Raw genomic sequence first — 16,180 nt, 5'->3', positions numbered from 1 at the left:
ACAACCGCTTTCTCAGGCTTTTATTGCAAAGTGTGTTGTTCGATGAACTCTGTCGGCACAACGCCTTCACGGCTGACCAGCCGATTCAGCTCCGAGCGCGGCAATCGAACGGCCAGCAAGCTGACACCTTCTTCGTCGTGTTCTTCTTTCTGTACCGCGCCCAGCTCGAAAAACTGTGCACGCAGTCGAGCAAAACGCTGCGGCAAGCGCAAGGTGCCGACGAACAAATCGCTGCCCAACAGCTCGGCAATGGCTTGTTCAAGCAATTCCAGGCCACTGCCATCACGCGCCGACAGCCAGACCCGCTGGGGCTTGCCGTTTTCGTCGCGCTGGATTTGTGGCTCAACGCCTTCAAGCAAATCGAGTTTGTTATAGACCTCGAGGATCGGCAAGTCCTGGGCACCAATCTCGCCCAGCACCACCATGACCTGTTCAATCTGCAACATGCGATCCGGTTCGGCCGCATCGATCACGTGCAACAGCAGGTCGGAATTGCTCGACTCTTCGAGCGTAGACCGAAATGCCTCGACCAGCTTGTGGGGCAAGTGACGAATGAAACCCACGGTATCGGCCAGGACAATCGGCCCCAGGTCGTCCAGTTCCAGACGGCGCAAGGTCGGGTCGAGGGTCGCGAACAGTTGGTCGGCCGCGTACACGTCCGATTTCGTCACGTTGTTGAAGAGTGTGGATTTGCCGGCGTTGGTATAGCCCACCAGGGAAACGGTCGGGATATCCGCACGCATACGGCCACGTCGCGATTGTTCGCGCTGGCTGCGCACCTTCTCCAGGCGGCCCTTGATCTGTCGCAGGCGCACCCGCAGCAGACGCCGGTCGGTTTCCAGCTGGGTTTCACCCGGGCCGCGCATGCCGATGCCGCCACCCTGGCGCTCAAGGTGAGTCCAGCCACGCACCAGCCGGGTGCTCATGTGGTCAAGCTGGGCCAGTTCTACCTGGAGCTTGCCTTCATGGGTACGGGCGCGTTGAGCGAAAATATCGAGAATCAGACCCGTGCGGTCGATCACGCGACACTCGAAAACTCGTTCGAGGTTACGTTCCTGACTGGGCGTGAGGATGTGATTGAAAATCACCAGATCGGCCTTTTCGGCGTGGACCAGGTCGCGCAGTTCCTCGACCTTGCCGCTGCCGATCAGGAATTTGGCGGTTGGCCGATGACGCGGCACGTTAAAAAACGCGACGGTCTCGGCGCCGGCCGAATTTGCCAACTCCTGAAACTCCTGCGGATCTTCGCGCGCCTCAGGGTCCTGTCCATCCAAGTGAACGAGGACTACTCGCTCACCACCACCGTGGCGCTCAAAGAACAAAGGAGACTCCTATCAGGCGTTACCTGGTGCAGGCTCGGCGTCACCCTGTTCTTCGGTTGCGCTAGGCAGACGAATTGGACGAACCGGCACTACGGTCGAGATAGCGTGCTTGTAAACCATTTGGCTTACGGTGTTTTTCAGCAGGATCACGAACTGGTCGAACGACTCGATCGTACCTTGCAGCTTGATACCGTTGACCAGATAGATGGAAACCCCAACTTTCTCTTTACGTAAAGTATTCAAGTAAGGGTCTTGTAGCGAATGCCCTTTTGACATGTGCCGCACTCCTTTAAGGATCAATAATAAAAATCGGAAAATAGATAGCTCATGGCCGTCACACCCCCAAGGATAGACGGCAATTGCAAGGACTCAGCTCAATATGGAGACCGTTCCCAAGTATTTCAAGGCGCGTGACAGATTGTCGCTGTCCAGGCTGTCCAGCCAGTGCAAATCGCTCCAACTGCGCAACCAGGTGAACTGACGCTTCGCCAATTGGCGCGTGGCAATGATGCCGCGTTCCTGCATTTCGGCTGACGTCAGCTTGCCATCCAGATGATCCCAGACTTGGCGGTAGCCTACAGCACGTATCGAAGGCAGCCCTGGATGCAGGTCACCTCTTGAACGCAGTGCTACGACCTCCTCCACAAACCCCTGTTCCAACATAATTGTGAATCTTTGTGCAATTCGTTCATGCAGCACCTGGCGATCCGTCGGAGCGATGGCCAGATTCGCCACAGTATAGGGCAATTGTGAGTGTCCCGAGGCGCCTGCTTCAGCACTTTGCGCAGTTTGTTTCAGCCTGTGTTCAGTCATGGTCTGGCCACTGACCCGCCAGACTTCCAACGCTCGCGTCAGACGCTGGGGGTCATTGGGATGAATTCGCGCGGCGGAAACCGGATCCACAATGGCCAACTGATCGTGCAAGGCCTGCCAGCCAAGGCGCGCAGCCTCTTCTTCAAGTTCGGCGCGCACCTGTGGATCAGCTGGCGGCATATCAGCCAGACCTTCCTGCAAGGCCTTGTAGTAGAGCATCGTGCCGCCGACCAGCAGCGGAATCTTGCCCCGCGCGGTGATATCGGCCATGGCGGCCAGCGCATCGATGCGAAAATCCGCCGCCGAATAGCTCTCGCCGGGATCAATAATGTCGATCAACCGGTGCGGATACTGGGCCAGCAGCTCTTTTGAAGGTTTGGCAGTGCCGATGTCCATGTCCCGGTAAACCAGTGCAGAGTCGACACTGATCAACTCGCACGGCAAGACCTTGGTCAGCTCGATGGCCAGGTCGGTCTTGCCGGCGGCCGTCGGGCCCATCAGGAAGATGGCGGGGGGCAAGGCACTCATCAACGGCCGCGCAAGAACAGTTTGTCGAGGTCGTCCAGGCCCATCTGGGTCCAGGTCGGGCGGCCATGGTTGCACTGGCCGCTGCGCTCGGTGTTTTCCATGTCCCGCAGCAGGCCGTTCATTTCCGGCAAGGCCAGCCGGCGGTTGGCGCGGATGGCGCCGTGACAGGCCATGGTGCCGAGCAGTTCATTGATGTGGGCCTGGATCCGGTCACTGGTGCCGTATTCCATCAGGTCTGCCAGTACGTCGGCCACCAGCCGGTTGGCCTCTGCCTGCTTGAGCAAAGCCGGAATCTGGCGGATAGCCAGGGTTTCCGGCCCCAGGCGTTGCAACTCAAAGCCCAGCTTCTGGAACACGCTGACGTGCTCTTCGGCGCAATCCGCTTCCCGCTGGCTGACCGCCAGGGATTCCGGCACCAGCAGCGGCTGGCCGCTCAGGCCTTCGCTGGCCATGGCGATCTTCAGGCGCTCGTACATGATCCGCTCGTGGGCGGCGTGCATGTCCACCAACACCAGGCCATGGGCGTTTTCCGCAAGAATATAGATACCCTTGAGCTGTGCCAGCGCGTAACCCAACGGCGGCACGTCGCCCTGGCCTTCCGGCAACGCGGCAGCACCTGGCTCGGCGCCGGGCAGCGGCGCGAAAAACTCGCGATAGGCCGCCTGGGCCTCGGCCACCGGCACCGCCGATTGCGGACGCGGGGTGTACTGGTATTGATAACCGGCGCCGGCGCCTGAGCCTGGTGCGGTATAGCTCGGCTGGGCTTGCGGCGATTGCAGCAGGTTGGCCGCCAGGCTCATTTCGCCCTGGGGCCCGAACTCGCCGGCTTCCGGCCCTGAAGGACGGACAACAGCCGTGACAATCGGCGCCGCCAGGTGATCATCCGGCCGCACATCGCCCAAGGCGCGGTGCAGGGTGCCGTAAAGAAAGTCGTGGACCATGCGACCGTCACGGAAGCGCACTTCGTGCTTGGTCGGGTGCACGTTGACGTCGACCACCGACGGGTCGACCTCGAAAAACAGCACAAACGTCGGATGCCGCCCGTTGAACAGCACGTCGCGATACGCCTGGCGCACCGCGTGGGCCACCAGCTTGTCGCGCACCGCCCGGCCATTCACGAAGAAATACTGCATGTCCGCCTGGCTACGGGAGAAAGTCGGCAAACCCACCCAACCCCACAGCCGCAGGCCATTGCGCTCGATCTCGATCGGCAGCGCCTGCTCCAGGAACCCCGCGCCGCAGATGGCCGAGACGCGCCGCGCACGGGCCGCATCATCATGGGCCTCGTGCAGGCTGAGGATGGTCTTGCCGTTGTGGCGCAGGTGGAAAGCCACATCAAACCGCGCCAGGGCCAGGCGCTTGATGACTTCCTGCAGGTGATCGAATTCGGTTTTTTCGGCCTTGAGGAATTTACGCCGGGCCGGGGTGTTGAAGAACAGGTCGCGCACTTCCACCGAGGTGCCCACCGGATGTGCCGCCGGCTGGACCCGGGGCGCCATGTCGCGGCCTTCGGTTTCAACCTGCCAGGCCTGGTCGGCGTCGCGGGTGCGGGAAGTCAGGGTCAGGCGAGCCACGGAGCTGATGGAGGCCAGGGCCTCACCACGAAACCCGAGGCTCATCACCCGCTCCAGGTCTTCCAGGTCACGAATCTTGCTGGTGGCGTGACGGGCCAGGGCCAGCGGCAGGTCATCGGAGGAAATCCCGCTGCCGTCGTCGCGCACCCGCAGCAGCTTGACGCCGCCCTGCTCAACATCGACATCAATGCGCCTGGCACCGGAGTCGATACTGTTTTCCAGCAACTCCTTGATCACCGACGCTGGCCGCTCGACCACCTCACCCGCCGCGATCTGGTTGGCGAGACGCGGGCTCAGCAGCTCGATGCGCGAGGTATTGCTCAAGACTGTTTCGCTCATTATTGCGCCGCCAATTCAGTGCCCGGGATGGTCAACACCTGGCCGACCTTCAATTCATCGGTCTTGAGGTTGTTGGCACTGCGCAAGGTTGCCGCTGACACCTGGAAGCGCACCGCCAGCATCGCCAGGGTGTCGCCCGGCTGCACGCGATGGTCACGCGGGCCCTGGGCGATTTTCCCGGAGTCACGCAGCCAGGCTATATAAGTGCCCGGCGGCGGGTTCTGCTGGAAGAACTGGCGAACACCGGCGCTGATGGAGCGCGCCAACGCCTGCTGGTGGCTGGCCGAGGCCAGTTTCGAGGCTTCGTTGGAGTTGGAGATAAACCCGGTTTCCACCAGGATCGACGGAATATCCGGCGACTTGAGCACCATGAACCCGGCCTGTTCCACGCGCTGTTTGTGCAGCGAGGTGACGCGACCAATGTTGCTCAGGACTTTCTGCCCCACGTTCAGGCTAGAGGTCAGCGAGGCAGTCATCGACAGATCGAGCAATACGCCAGCGAGCATCTTGTCCTTGTCGTCGAGGGATACGTTGCCAGCCCCGCCGATCAAGTCGGAACGGTTTTCACTGTCCGCCAGCCAGCGGGCGGTCTCGGACGTAGCGCCGCGATCAGACAGGGCAAACACCGAGGCACCAAACGCCGCGGCCGAAGGTGCGGCGTCGGCGTGGATCGAGACGAACAGGTCGGCGCCCTTCTTGCGGGCGATTTCGGTACGGCCACGCAGCGGAATAAAGTAGTCGCCGGTACGGGTCAGCTCGGCGCGGTAGCCTTTCATGCCATTGATCTGGCGCTGCAGTTCGCGGGCGATGGCCAGTACTACGTCTTTTTCATGCTGGCCGCGCGAGCCCGAGGCACCCGGGTCTTCGCCGCCGTGACCGGCATCGATGACCACGATAATGTCACGTTTGCCCGCCGGAGCCGGTGGCAGCGGCGGCAATTTGACCTGGGGTTGCGACTGGTTGACCGGCACCGCGGGTATCGTCGCGACGCTTGGAGTTGGCGCAGGCGGCGGCGCGGCATCGGCGGCGTTGTCGAACAGGTCGACCACCAGCCGGTTGCCATACTGCGCGTTGGGCGCCAGCACGAAGCTTTTCGGGGTCACGGCCTTTTTCAGGTCGATGACCACCCGCAGGTCGGTCGGCGTACGCTGGGCCGAGCGCATCGCGGTAATCGGGGTATTGGCCATGGCGACCTTCAACGGCGCGGCCAGGGTCGCACCGTTGATATCAATCACCAGGCGATCAGGCGCCGTGAGGGTGAAGACGCTGTGCTGAACCGGGCCAGACAGGTCGAATACCAGTCGCGTGTTATCCGGTGCCCGCCACAGGCGAACACTTTTCACCTGTGAGGCCGCCAGTGCATTGAAAGTCATTGCCGCAAGCAACACCCCTACGACAGTAACCAACGCGCGAAAGCGCATACCTAACCCCATCAATTATTTGAATTCCAATGCCAAGGCGGCGCACCACGACTCGCCGCGCGCGCTCTGGGACAACAACTTCAGCTGACGTCCTTGCTTATGCGGGGTAATGGTAATGGTCAGGTCCGGCTTTGGCAAAAAGCCTGTGCCTTTATCTGGCCACTCGATCAGGCACAAGGCGTCCTCATCGAAGTAATCACGAATGCCCATGTATTCCAGTTCTTCCGGGTCCACCAGGCGATACAGGTCGAAGTGGAACGCTCGTACGTCACCGATTTCGTAGGGTTCTACCAAGGTGAACGTAGGGCTTTTCACAGCACCCGCGTGCCCCAACCCGCGAATGATGCCCCGGGACAAGGTGGTTTTTCCGGCGCCGAGATCGCCTTCCAGAAAGATCAGCCCTGAGCCTTGAGTGACCCGGGCAATACGGTTGCCCAAGGCGACCATGGCGTCTTCATCAGGCAGGAAAAGAACTACTTCAGACACGGCGATTGCTCCTCCAGCAACTGACGAATGGCAGGAATCAGGTCACTGGCGGCCAGCCCGCGACCGTAGGTACCCTGGCGATCTCCGGCAGTGGCATGCAGCCAGACCGCCAGGCAGGCGGCATCAAATGCCGGCATGCCTTGCGCCAGCAAAGCACCGACCAGGCCGGCCAACACATCGCCCAGGCCAGCGGTTGCCATTGCAGGATGGCCCTGATCGCAGCGGGCAACCCGACCGTCCGGGCTGGCGATCAAGCTGCCGGCGCCCTTGAGGATCGCCACCGCATTGAATTTCTGACTCAAGGCGCGCGCCACGTTAAGGCGGTCGGCCTGAACCTCGGCTGTCGAAATACCCATCAAGCGGGCCGCTTCGCCAGGATGCGGAGTGATCACGCAATTGGCCGGCAAGCTGACGCTGCCCGCCGCCAGCAGGTTCAAGGCATCGGCGTCCCAGACTTGCGGCTGCCTGGCATTGGCCGCTACCGACAGCAGGCTTTTGCCCCAGGAGACCTCGCCCAGGCCCGGGCCGATGACGATCACGGAAATCTTTTCCAGCAGGCCCATCAATTGATTGGCCGAGTGCACGCCCACCGTCATCACTTCCGGCAACCGCGCCAGCGCCGCACCGACGTGTTCGCTACGGGTCGCCAGGAAAACCATGCCGGCACCACTGCGCAGGGCACTTTCAGCACTGAGCAAGGCGGCGCCGCCAAAACCTCGGTCGCCGCCGATCAGCAATACATGGCCGAACTGGCCTTTATGGGCGTCCGGGGAACGCGCAGCGAGTTGCGGCAATTGGCCGGGCAACAGGTGCTGAACGTCGGGTATTTCGTGTTTTGTCTGCGGCATGCGTCTTCAAGCTCCGATGTCTGGCAGAATTATACGCATCTAACCTGCGGTTTCTCTTGTTCATGCCTGCTATTACCTACGACCTGCCCGCCCTCGCCCAATCGATCAAAGACTGGGGCCGCGAGCTGGGCTTTCAACAAGTGGGCATCAGCGGCCTCGACCTCGCCGAGCATGAACAGCACCTGCAACGCTGGCTCGACGCCGGCTACCACGGCGAAATGGACTACATGGGCGCCCACGGCAGCAAGCGCTCACACCCGGAGGAGCTGGTACCCGGCACCTTGCGCGTGGTCTCACTGCGCATGGACTACTTGCCGGGCGACACCCAAATGGCCCAACTGCTGGCCAAACCCGAAAAAGCCTACATCTCCCGCTACGCCCTGGGCCGCGACTACCACAAGCTGATCCGCAAGCGCGTGCAGCAACTGGCCGACCGCATCCAGGCGCAAATCGGCCCGTTCGGCTTCCGCGCCTTTGTCGACAGCGCCCCCGTGCTGGAAAAAGCCATCGCCGAGCAGGCCGGGCTGGGCTGGATCGGCAAGAACACCCTGGTACTCAATCGCAAGGCGGGCAGTTACTTCTTCCTGAGCGAGCTGTTTGTCGACCTGCCGTTGCCGGTCGACCCGCCCCACGCCACCGAACATTGTGGCCGCTGCACCGCCTGCCTGGATATCTGTCCTACCAACGCCTTCGTCGGGCCCTACGTGCTGGACGCCCGGCGCTGCATTTCCTACCTGACCATCGAGCTGAAAAGCGCGATCCCCGAAGAACTGCGCCCACTGATCGGCAATCGGGTATTCGGCTGCGATGACTGTCAGATCGTTTGCCCGTGGAATCGTTTCGCGCGGCCTACCGACGAAGGCGATTTCAAGCCACGGCACAACCTGGATAACGCAGAGCTCGCCGAGTTGTTTATGTGGGACGAGGACAAATTCCTCAGCAGCACCGAAGGTTCTCCCCTGCGCCGCGCCGGCTATGAGCGCTGGCTGCGCAACCTGGCGGTGGGCCTGGGCAATGCGCCATCAAGCATTCCGGTGCTGGAAGCGCTGAAGGCGCGTCGGGAATACCCCTCGGAGCTGGTGCGCGAACATGTGGAATGGGCGCTGAACCAGCACGCCGAACGTCAGTGCACGTCGTCGTTGTAGACGAACTTGGGCATTTCCCAGTGAAAACGGATCGCCAGCAGGCGCAATAGAAAGCCGCTGAACAGCGTCAGCAGGATCGATTGCTCACTTGGCAGCTCAAGGTAGATGCACAGCATGTAGAACCAGGCGGCCAGGAACGACACGCTGGCGTACAGCTCGCGGCGGAAGATCAACGGAATGTCGTTGCAGAAGATATCCCGCAGGATGCCGCCGAATACCCCGGTGATCACACCGCTGACTGACGCCACCAGCATGCCGTGGCCCATTTCCAGGGCGGTCATGCTGCCGATCAGGGTGAAGGCCACCAGGCCCACGGCGTCCAGCGCGAGGAACAGCGAGCGCAGGTGGCGCATCAATGGAGCGATGAAGATGGTCACCAGGGCCGCGACGGAGGTCAGCACCAGGTACTCCGGGTGTTTGACCCAGGTCAGCGGGTAGTGGCCGAGCAACACGTCACGCACCGAACCGCCGCCCAGTGCCGTCACGCAGGCGATCAGCACCACACCGAACCAGTCCATGCCCCGCCGCCCGGCAGACAAGGCACCCGTCATGGCTTCGGCGGTGATGGCGATGAGGTAGAGCATCAGCAGCATGATGGCGATCCTTGCAAAGTTGTGGCGAGGGGGCTTGTCCCCCGTTGGGGTGCGAAGCAGCCCCTTTTAAAGGCAATAGAGTTTTTCAGGTAGATCGGGATGTCAGATTTTAGGGCCGCTTCGCAGCCCAACGGGGGACAAGCCCCCTCGCCACAGACAAGCCCCTCGCCACAAAAGCCCGCTGGGCTCAGGTATTACCGCTTTAGAACTTGATGAAATGCTTGCGGTAATGCTGCAGCTCGGCAATCGACTCGCGAATATCGTCCAGCGCCAGGTGGGTGCTGCCCTTGTGGAAGCTGTCTTTGACTTCCGGCGCCCAGCGCGCGGCCAGCTCCTTCAAGGTCGACACGTCCAGGTTGCGGTAGTGGAAGTAGCTTTCCAGCGCCTTCATGTGGGTATAGAGAAAGCGGCGGTCCTGGCAAATGCTGTTGCCGCAGATTGGCGACTTGCCCTTGGGTACCCACTTTTCCAGGAAGGCGATGGTTTCGGCTTCAGCCTCGGCCATGCTCACGCGGCTGTCGCGCACACGCTGGGTCAGGCCCGAGTTGCCGTGGGTGCGGGTGTTCCACTCGTCCATGGTGGCCAGCACCGCGTCGCTGTGGTGAATGGCGATCACCGGACCTTCGGCCAAGGTGTTGAGGTTGCTGTCGGTGACAATGGTCGCCATCTCGATGATGACGTCGGTGTCAGGGTTCAGACCGGTCATTTCCAGATCGATCCAAATCAGGTTCTGTGGGTTTTGCATGTCGTGGTTCCTTGGCACCTTGGCGTAGCTGCGCAGTTTAGCAGGCAGGGCGTGCTAGACTCGCGACCGTTTTACCTAACCTTTGCATTATCGACACGGAACACCAATGGCCAAACGCCAGCTCAACCGTCGCCAAAACTGGCGCATCGAAAAGATTCAGGGCGAACGCGCTGCCCGCGCCGCCAAACGTGAATCCTCCGCCGTGGAAGCGCTTGAGGGCGGCGACCTGGGCCCCGAGCAAACGGGCCTGGTGATCGCGCACTTCGGTGTGCAGGTCGAAGTCGAGGCCACCGAAGGCGATCACGCCGGCCAGGTGTTCCGTTGCCACCTGCGCGCCAACCTGCCTGCGCTGGTGACCGGCGACAAGGTGGTATGGCGTGCCGGCAACCAGGGCATCGGCGTCATCGTCGCCCAGTTGCCGCGCACCACCGAACTGCGTCGCCCCGACAGCCGTGGCCAGCTCAAGCCGGTAGCGGCCAACGTCGACATGATCGTCATTGTCTTCGCGCCACTGCCCGAACCCCATGCCAACCTGATCGACCGCTACCTGGTAGCCGCCGAACACGCCGGCATTCGCCCGCTGTTGCTGCTGAACAAATTCGACCTGATCGACGAACAGAACGCCCCGGCGCTCAACGCGTTGCTGGCGGTGTACCGCACCCTCGGCTACCCGGTGCTGGAAGTCTCGGCGCATCACGGCAATGGCATGGAACAGTTACAGACTGAACTGGACGGGCGCATCAGCGTGTTCGTCGGCCAGTCGGGCGTGGGCAAGTCGTCCCTGGTCAACAGCCTGTTGCCGGAAGTCGAAACACGTGTGGGTCCATTGTCGGAGCTGTCCGGCCAGGGCACCCACACCACCACCACCGCGCGATTGTTCCACTTTCCGGGCGGCGGCGAGCTGATCGACTCCCCCGGCATCCGTGAATTCGGCCTGGGCCATGTGAGCCGTGCCGATGTTGAAGCGGGCTTTATCGAGTTCAACGACTTGATCGGCACCTGCCGCTTCCGTGACTGCAAACATGACCGCGAGCCGGGTTGCGCCCTGCTCAAGGCACTGGAAGACGGCCGCGTGCAGCAGCAGCGGATGAACAGCTATCGCTCGATCATCGCCAGCTTGCCCGAGACCAGTTACTAAGCAGCAAACCGGTGCCGTGCCATGCCTTGATACACATAAGGCACGGCACGGAACCCCCGACCCCATTGATTAAATCGAGTCAGCCATCAAGAATCCGCTGCAACTGGGCGGCCCATGACGCAAGCCAGCTTGAATTCGATTTTCCCAATGCTCATACTCGCTCCGTCACCAGCGCAAGCTGACAGGAGTCTGGATCCTTTTCGGGGTTGATCCAGCGGCGCAGAAGGGGCGAAGCAAGCTCCACTGCGTGTCGAATGAAGCCGCCTTCGGGCGGCTTTGCTTTTTTCCGGGGAATCAACGATTGCCTCTCTACTACCATCCCAAACAAGGCGATGTTCTTCTGTGCGACTTCACTCGGGGCTTTGTAGCGCCCGAAATGCTGAAGATCCGCAAAGTCGTTGTGATCTCGCCGACTGTCACCCACAGCCGAAAACTGTGCACAGTGGTCCCGATTTCCTCCACAGCGCCTGACATCCAGCACGACTGGCACCATTTATTGCGAACCAATCCACTGCATACCGATGGCTATAAAGCGCTGTGGGTGAAATGCGACATGATCTACACGGTCAGTTTCGAACGACTGGACAAACTGCACAGAAAGACCAGGACCACTGGGCGAGAGTATTTCGTGCCGCGCTTGGGCGCGGAAGATATGCGAGGCGTGATTGACGGTGTGAAGGCCTACCTCCCGCTCTGATACAACCGACAGAAAAAAGCCCCGAGAACCCGGGGCTTTTTTAATCGTCGAAGCAATCGATTGAGTCTGACGGCCTCATGAACCCGTGGCGGGCAGAGTCGGGTCTTTCATCCCGCCGTCATCAAACAGGTTCAGCTTCTGTCGCAGCTCATGGGCCGGCAAAGGCTCCTGCTCCGGCGGCAGTGCGTTCGGGTCTGCCGGCACCTCGCCCGGCGCGCCTTCACCCTGGGTCGGTACCGGTGGCGTCGCAGGCGGGTCACCTTCAATTGCACGCTGGGCCTTTTTGGTCAGCACGACGATATCGATGCGTCGGTTGATCGGATTGAACGGATCCTTGGGATCAAACAGCTGCGAGGAAGCAAACCCCACCACCCGTGCCACTTGCGGGTCCGGATAGCTGCCGGCCACCAGTGCACGACGCGCGGCATTGGCCCGGTTGGCCGAGAGCTCCCAGTTGCCGAAGTCGCCCTGACCCGCATACGGCTTGGCGTCGGTGTGGCCGCTGATGCTGATCTTGTTCGGCACCGCCTTGATGGTGTCGGCCATGGCCAGCAGGATGTCTTCAAAGTACGGCTTCAAGCGTGCACTGCCGGAATCGAACATCGGCCGGTTGGCGGCGTCCGTGATCTGGATGCGCAAGCCATCCGGGGTGATCTCGAAGGAAATCTGGTCCTTGAACTTCAGCAGTTGCGGGTTTTCCTCAACCTTGGTCTGCAGCTCTTGCAGCAGCAATTCCAGGCGCTCCTGCTCGACCTGTTCGGCCATGCTCTCAACGGTATCGCGCTCGATCGGAATTTTTTCCTGGGGCGAATCGGTCTTGACCTCAGGATTGATGGTGCGCTCTGGCGCCAGTTGCGGCGAACCACCGAGGTCGATCACAAAAGGCGTGCCGCTCTCGGAGAAACCGATGGGGTCCTTGAAGTACCCGGCGATGGCGATCTTCTGTTCCGGCGTGGCGGTGGACATCAGCCACAGCACCAGGAAGAACGCCATCATCGCCGTCGCAAAGTCGGCGAAGGCGATTTTCCAGGCGCCGCCATGGTGCCCCGCAGCGAAGCGCTTGACGCGCTTGATGATGATCGGCTGGTTGTTTTCCATGGCTTAGCGACCGCGAACCGCTTGTTCCAGCTCAGCGAAGCTTGGACGGTGCTTCGGATACAGAACCTTGCGCCCGAACTCCACTGCCAACGATGGCGGCATGCCGGAAGCCGAAGCCACCAGGCAGGCCTTGATGGCTTCGTACAGATTCACTTCTTCCTTGGCATCGTGGGCCAGGGACGTGGCCAGCGGGCCGAAGAAACCGTAGGCCGCGAGAATACCGAAGAAGGTACCTACCAGTGCCGCACCTACGTGCATGCCGATGGCTTTCTGGTCGCCTTCACCCAGGGAGGCCATGGTCACCACGATCCCGAGCACCGCGGCAACAATACCGAAACCGGGCATGCCGTCGGCGATGCCGGTCACGGCGTGGGATGGGTGCTCCAGCTCTTCCTTGAGGCTGAACAGTTCCATGTCGAACAGGCCTTCCAGCTCATGGGGCGCCATGTTGCCGGACGACATGATGCGCAGGTAATCACAGATGTAGGCGGTCATGCGCTCGTCTTTGAGCACGGCCGGGTACTTGGCGAAAATCGGGCTCGCCGCGGCGTCCTCGATGTCGCCTTCGATGGCCATCATGCCTTCGCGGCGGCTCTTGTTGAGGATCTCGTAGATCAGCCCCAGCACTTCCAGGTAGAAGGTGTGGGAGAAGCGCGAGCTGAACATGCCCAGCGACTTCTTGATCACGTGCATCGTCATGTAGCCGGGGTTGGCCTGCAGGAATGCGCCGAACGCCGCACCGCCGATAATCAGCACTTCGAAAGGCTGGATCAGCGCCGCAATCTTGCCGTGGGAAAGGACGTATCCGCCGAGCACGCTCGCGATGACGACGATGATGCCGATAATTTTAGCCATAGGGGATGAGTACTTGCGCCGTCGGGTTCAGGGTCATATTCGCAAGAGTTGAAAACTCTTGTTCTACTTATCGGCAAATCTGCGCCAGACTATAGCCCGTTATGGCGAAAAACCAGTTCGGCCCGTCCCGGGCGTGTTGACCGCAAGTGATGATCGCGCCCCAATCATGGCAAATGAAACGACAGTCCCAACTCAAAAACCCGCCACCCTCGCCGCTTGGATAAAGCGCCTGGACGATGTGCTGTTGCCTGTTCCACAGGCGAGCCACGACCGGGTTTGCAAGGCCATCGGCGACAACCGCAGTTCGTTGCGGGATATTGCAGAGCTGATGCAGAACAGCCCGGCGCTGGTGCTGAGCGTGATGCGCGAGGCCAACAACCAGGCCCACGGCAGCCTCGCGGAGCCGGCAGAAAACCTCGAAGTGGCGATCAATCGCCTCGGCCTCAAGCGCACCGAGGAGCTGCTGCGGCGCCTGCCTTCCGTGCCGCTGAATGAAATCCCCGTGGCCCTGCGCCAGCTGCAGATGATCAGCCAGCACGCGTCGCAACAAGCCAGCGGCCTGTTCGCCAGCCGCCTGGCGCGGTTGTGGCAAGACATTCACTGGGGCAGCCTGCTGTTCCTTTCGCCGCTGTGGCCGATGGCGATTGCCTATCCCAAGCTGCTGGAAGAATGGGAGCTGCGGGTGATTCACAAGGGCGAATCGGCCCGCACAGTCGAACAGGAGCTGTTCGGCGTACGCCTGCTGGACCTGTGCCTGGGGTTGACCAACACCTGGCGCCTGCCGATCTGGGTATCCCAGGGTTATACGTTGCTGCTGACGGAACAACGCTTGCTGGTCAAGGCGCTGAGCATTGCCCGTGAAGACGAGCCGTTGCGCCAACAGCAGTTGCTGGATGCCGACCCGAACCTGCGCCGCTGGCTGAACCAGCCGGCCAACACTGTGCTGTTGGCCAACGGCCTGGCGCTGGCGGCGCAGGAGTCCTGGACCTGCCCGCACACCCAGCGCTGGCAATACCTCACTGCGCTTTACCTGCAGCAACCGTTGGCCGAAGTGCAGCAACAGTCCCACCAACACGCGGCGATCAGCGCCCGCAGCACCCTGATGCGCGACCTGTGGCACCCGGCGCTGTCGTTGATCTGGCCATGGGATGTGCAGCGCGTTCACCACGGTTTGCTGCCGGCCCCCCCGCCCACCGCCGAAGCCCTGGCGATCTGGCGCAAGCGCTGCACCGAATTGCTCGTAGAGCCGAGCCGCTTTGCCAACGCCATGCACCTGACCACCTGCGCCAAGGAAGCCCTCGTGGCCTGCGGCATGCAACGGGTGATGCTGCTGATGGCGGACAAAACCTTGAGCACGCTACGTGTGCATCAAGTCGACGGCCTGCCGAAGGACGCCGACCACATGAGCCTCGACGTGGCGCAAAGCACCCTGCTGCAACGCCTGCTGGCCAAGTCCGCCCAGGTGCGCCTCAACCCCGACAACCACGCCCAGTTCTCGGCACTGCTGCCGCCGGAACTGCGCCGCCTGTTCAAGGGCGAACACCTGCTGCTGCGCTCCCTGAGTTGTAATGGCCGGGTGGTGATGCTGATGGTGGCCGACCAGGGCGGCGGGCCGTTCTCGGAAACCACCGTGCAGGCCTTCGGCAAAACCGCCCAATGCATCGAAAAGGCCCTGCACAGCTTTACCAACCGCAGTGCCTGACGCTTGCGCTACAATCGCCCTCCCTTAGCGCCCAATTTTTATGCCCAGGAGACCTCACATGCCTGACTTCTCTGGCTTGCCGCTGGTCATCGAGGCCAGTGACCTGCTCGGTCGCCTCGATGCCGAACACCTGATCCTGGTGGACCTCACCAGCGCTGCGCGTTACGCCGAAGGGCATATCCCCGGCGCACGTTTCGTTGATCCAAAACGCACTCAACTGGGCCAGCCACCAGCGCCGGGCCTGCTGCCGGGCAAGGCCGATCTTGAAAAGCTGTTCGGCGAACTGGGCCACACCCCTGATGCCACCTACGTGGTGTATGACGACGAAGGCGGTGGCTGGGCCGGGCGATTCATCTGGATGCTCGACGTCATCGGCCACAAGAAATACCACTACCTCGACGGCGGCCTGCTGGCGTGGCTGGAAGAGAAACACCCAGTGTCCACCGAGGTACCGGCCAGCGCCGGCGGCCCGGTCAGCCTGACGTTGCATGAAGAACCCACCGCCACCCGCGAGTACCTGCAAAGCCGCCTCGGCGCTGCCGACCTGGGCATCTGGGACGCTCGCGGCCCGCTGGAATACTCCGGGGAGAAAGTCCTCGCGGCCAAGGGTGGACACATCCCGGGCGCGGTGAACTTCGAATGGACCGCCGGCATGGACAAGGCGCGCCAGCTGCGCATCCGCCGCGACATGCCGCAGATCCTCGAAGACCTCGGGCTGACCCGCGACAAAGAAATCATCACCCACTGCCAGACTCACCACCGTTCTGGCTTCACCTACCTGGTGGCCAAGGCGCTCGGTTATCCGCGAGTCAAAGGTTATGCCGGTTCCTGGGGCGAATGGGGCAACCACCCCGACACCCCCGTTGAGATTTAAGG

Annotated in this window: 16 protein-coding genes; 5 read left to right on the top strand and 11 right to left on the bottom strand. The window is 61.6% G+C overall.

The window, feature by feature from the left end:
* Window positions 1–20: 20 nt before the first annotated feature.
* The 7 genes from hflX to HX811_RS23430 all read right to left on the bottom strand — a co-directional run bounded on the left by hflX (window position 21) and on the right by HX811_RS23430 (window position 7,331).
* Window positions 21–1,322 carry a ribosome rescue GTPase HflX gene (hflX, locus tag HX811_RS23460; protein ID WP_177047581.1) on the bottom strand — a complete coding sequence of 434 codons (1,302 nt, stop codon included), beginning with the start codon at window positions 1,320–1,322 and terminating at the stop codon, window positions 21–23.
* 12 nt (window positions 1,323–1,334) lie between these two features.
* Window positions 1,335–1,598: an RNA chaperone Hfq gene (gene hfq / locus HX811_RS23455; RefSeq protein WP_003217515.1), complete on the bottom strand. Its 264-nt coding sequence runs from the start codon at window positions 1,596–1,598 to the stop codon at window positions 1,335–1,337.
* Window positions 1,599–1,691: 93 nt separating this feature from the next.
* Complete coding sequence (gene miaA / locus HX811_RS23450) at window positions 1,692–2,663, bottom strand: tRNA (adenosine(37)-N6)-dimethylallyltransferase MiaA (RefSeq protein ID WP_177047579.1); 972 nt, start codon at window positions 2,661–2,663, stop codon at window positions 1,692–1,694.
* A complete protein-coding gene (gene mutL, locus HX811_RS23445; protein WP_173883027.1) occupies window positions 2,663–4,561 on the bottom strand; it encodes a DNA mismatch repair endonuclease MutL in 1,899 nt (632 codons plus the stop codon). The genes miaA and mutL overlap by 1 nt, the downstream gene beginning before the upstream one ends.
* Window positions 4,562–4,575: 14 nt before the next feature.
* A complete protein-coding gene (locus HX811_RS23440; protein WP_202948682.1) occupies window positions 4,576–6,009 on the bottom strand; it encodes an N-acetylmuramoyl-L-alanine amidase in 1,434 nt (477 codons plus the stop codon).
* A 3-nt stretch (window positions 6,010–6,012) separates the two neighbouring features.
* On the bottom strand, window positions 6,013–6,483 hold the full coding sequence (gene tsaE, locus HX811_RS23435; protein ID WP_003217524.1) for a tRNA (adenosine(37)-N6)-threonylcarbamoyltransferase complex ATPase subunit type 1 TsaE: 471 nt from the start codon (window positions 6,481–6,483) through the stop codon (window positions 6,013–6,015).
* The gene (locus HX811_RS23430) at window positions 6,471–7,331 is read right to left on the bottom strand and encodes an NAD(P)H-hydrate dehydratase (protein ID WP_177047578.1); all 861 of its coding nucleotides are present in this window, start codon (window positions 7,329–7,331) and stop codon (window positions 6,471–6,473) included. Before HX811_RS23430 ends, tsaE begins: the two co-directional genes overlap by 13 nt.
* Before the next feature lie 62 nt (window positions 7,332–7,393).
* Here HX811_RS23430 and queG point away from each other — a divergent pair, with 62 nt between their 5' ends.
* Complete coding sequence (gene queG, locus HX811_RS23425; protein WP_003217527.1) at window positions 7,394–8,476, top strand: tRNA epoxyqueuosine(34) reductase QueG; 1,083 nt, start codon at window positions 7,394–7,396, stop codon at window positions 8,474–8,476.
* Here the strand turns inward: queG and HX811_RS23420 are convergent.
* Both HX811_RS23420 and orn read right to left on the bottom strand, forming a co-directional pair.
* Window positions 8,455–9,072, bottom strand: a complete 618-nt coding sequence (locus HX811_RS23420) for a trimeric intracellular cation channel family protein (protein WP_172834585.1) — start codon at window positions 9,070–9,072, stop codon at window positions 8,455–8,457. The two genes, queG and HX811_RS23420, sit on opposite strands and share 22 nt — an antisense overlap.
* A gap of 199 nt (window positions 9,073–9,271) precedes the next feature.
* Window positions 9,272–9,814, bottom strand: coding sequence for an oligoribonuclease (gene orn / locus HX811_RS23415; protein WP_003217529.1), 543 nt, complete (start codon window positions 9,812–9,814; stop codon window positions 9,272–9,274).
* A gap of 106 nt (window positions 9,815–9,920) precedes the next feature.
* On the opposite strand from orn, the gene rsgA reads away from it, so the two are divergent.
* Window positions 9,921–10,952, top strand: coding sequence for a small ribosomal subunit biogenesis GTPase RsgA (rsgA, locus tag HX811_RS23410; RefSeq protein ID WP_003217530.1), 1,032 nt, complete (start codon window positions 9,921–9,923; stop codon window positions 10,950–10,952).
* Between the two features lie 247 nt (window positions 10,953–11,199).
* Complete coding sequence (locus tag HX811_RS23405; RefSeq protein WP_371132455.1) at window positions 11,200–11,649, top strand: type II toxin-antitoxin system PemK/MazF family toxin; 450 nt, start codon at window positions 11,200–11,202, stop codon at window positions 11,647–11,649.
* Window positions 11,650–11,724: 75 nt separating this feature from the next.
* Here HX811_RS23405 and motB read toward each other — a convergent pair whose 3' ends face one another.
* Window positions 11,725–12,747, bottom strand: a complete 1,023-nt coding sequence (motB, locus tag HX811_RS23400) for a flagellar motor protein MotB (protein WP_177047577.1) — start codon at window positions 12,745–12,747, stop codon at window positions 11,725–11,727.
* 3 nt (window positions 12,748–12,750) lie between these two features.
* Window positions 12,751–13,602 (bottom strand): flagellar motor stator protein MotA, encoded by an 852-nt coding sequence (gene motA / locus HX811_RS23395; RefSeq protein WP_003217532.1) that lies wholly within the window; start codon window positions 13,600–13,602, stop codon window positions 12,751–12,753.
* 166 nt (window positions 13,603–13,768) lie between these two features.
* On the opposite strand from motA, the gene HX811_RS23390 reads away from it, so the two are divergent.
* A complete protein-coding gene (locus tag HX811_RS23390) occupies window positions 13,769–15,304 on the top strand; it encodes an HDOD domain-containing protein (RefSeq protein WP_177028650.1) in 1,536 nt (511 codons plus the stop codon).
* A 58-nt stretch (window positions 15,305–15,362) separates the two neighbouring features.
* The gene (locus HX811_RS23385) at window positions 15,363–16,178 is read left to right on the top strand and encodes a rhodanese-like domain-containing protein (protein WP_102367974.1); all 816 of its coding nucleotides are present in this window, start codon (window positions 15,363–15,365) and stop codon (window positions 16,176–16,178) included.
* Window positions 16,179–16,180 lie beyond the last annotated feature (2 nt).

The sequence above is a fragment of the Pseudomonas sp. F8002 genome (genome assembly GCF_013385495.1).
Classification (GTDB): domain Bacteria; phylum Pseudomonadota; class Gammaproteobacteria; order Pseudomonadales; family Pseudomonadaceae; genus Aquipseudomonas.
Note: the sequence above shows the minus strand (reverse complement) of the source record. Positions and strands in the feature narration are given on the sequence as shown.

What these genes read in the sequence shown, in the direction of transcription:
- hfq (WP_003217515.1), bottom strand. Translation starts at nt 1,598, where the DNA reads ATGTCAAAAGGGCATTCGCTACAAGACCCTTACTTGAATACTTTACGT.
- miaA (WP_177047579.1), bottom strand. Translation starts at nt 2,663, where the DNA reads ATGAGTGCCTTGCCCCCCGCCATCTTCCTGATGGGCCCGACGGCCGCC.
- HX811_RS23440 (WP_202948682.1), bottom strand. Translation starts at nt 6,009, where the DNA reads ATGGGGTTAGGTATGCGCTTTCGCGCGTTGGTTACTGTCGTAGGGGTG.
- HX811_RS23430 (WP_177047578.1), bottom strand. Translation starts at nt 7,331, where the DNA reads ATGCCGCAGACAAAACACGAAATACCCGACGTTCAGCACCTGTTGCCC.
- queG (WP_003217527.1), top strand. Translation starts at nt 7,394, where the DNA reads ATGCCTGCTATTACCTACGACCTGCCCGCCCTCGCCCAATCGATCAAA.
- orn (WP_003217529.1), bottom strand. Translation starts at nt 9,814, where the DNA reads ATGCAAAACCCACAGAACCTGATTTGGATCGATCTGGAAATGACCGGT.
- rsgA (WP_003217530.1), top strand. Translation starts at nt 9,921, where the DNA reads ATGGCCAAACGCCAGCTCAACCGTCGCCAAAACTGGCGCATCGAAAAG.
- motB (WP_177047577.1), bottom strand. Translation starts at nt 12,747, where the DNA reads ATGGAAAACAACCAGCCGATCATCATCAAGCGCGTCAAGCGCTTCGCT.
- motA (WP_003217532.1), bottom strand. Translation starts at nt 13,602, where the DNA reads ATGGCTAAAATTATCGGCATCATCGTCGTCATCGCGAGCGTGCTCGGC.
- HX811_RS23390 (WP_177028650.1), top strand. Translation starts at nt 13,769, where the DNA reads ATGGCAAATGAAACGACAGTCCCAACTCAAAAACCCGCCACCCTCGCC.
- HX811_RS23385 (WP_102367974.1), top strand. Translation starts at nt 15,363, where the DNA reads ATGCCTGACTTCTCTGGCTTGCCGCTGGTCATCGAGGCCAGTGACCTG.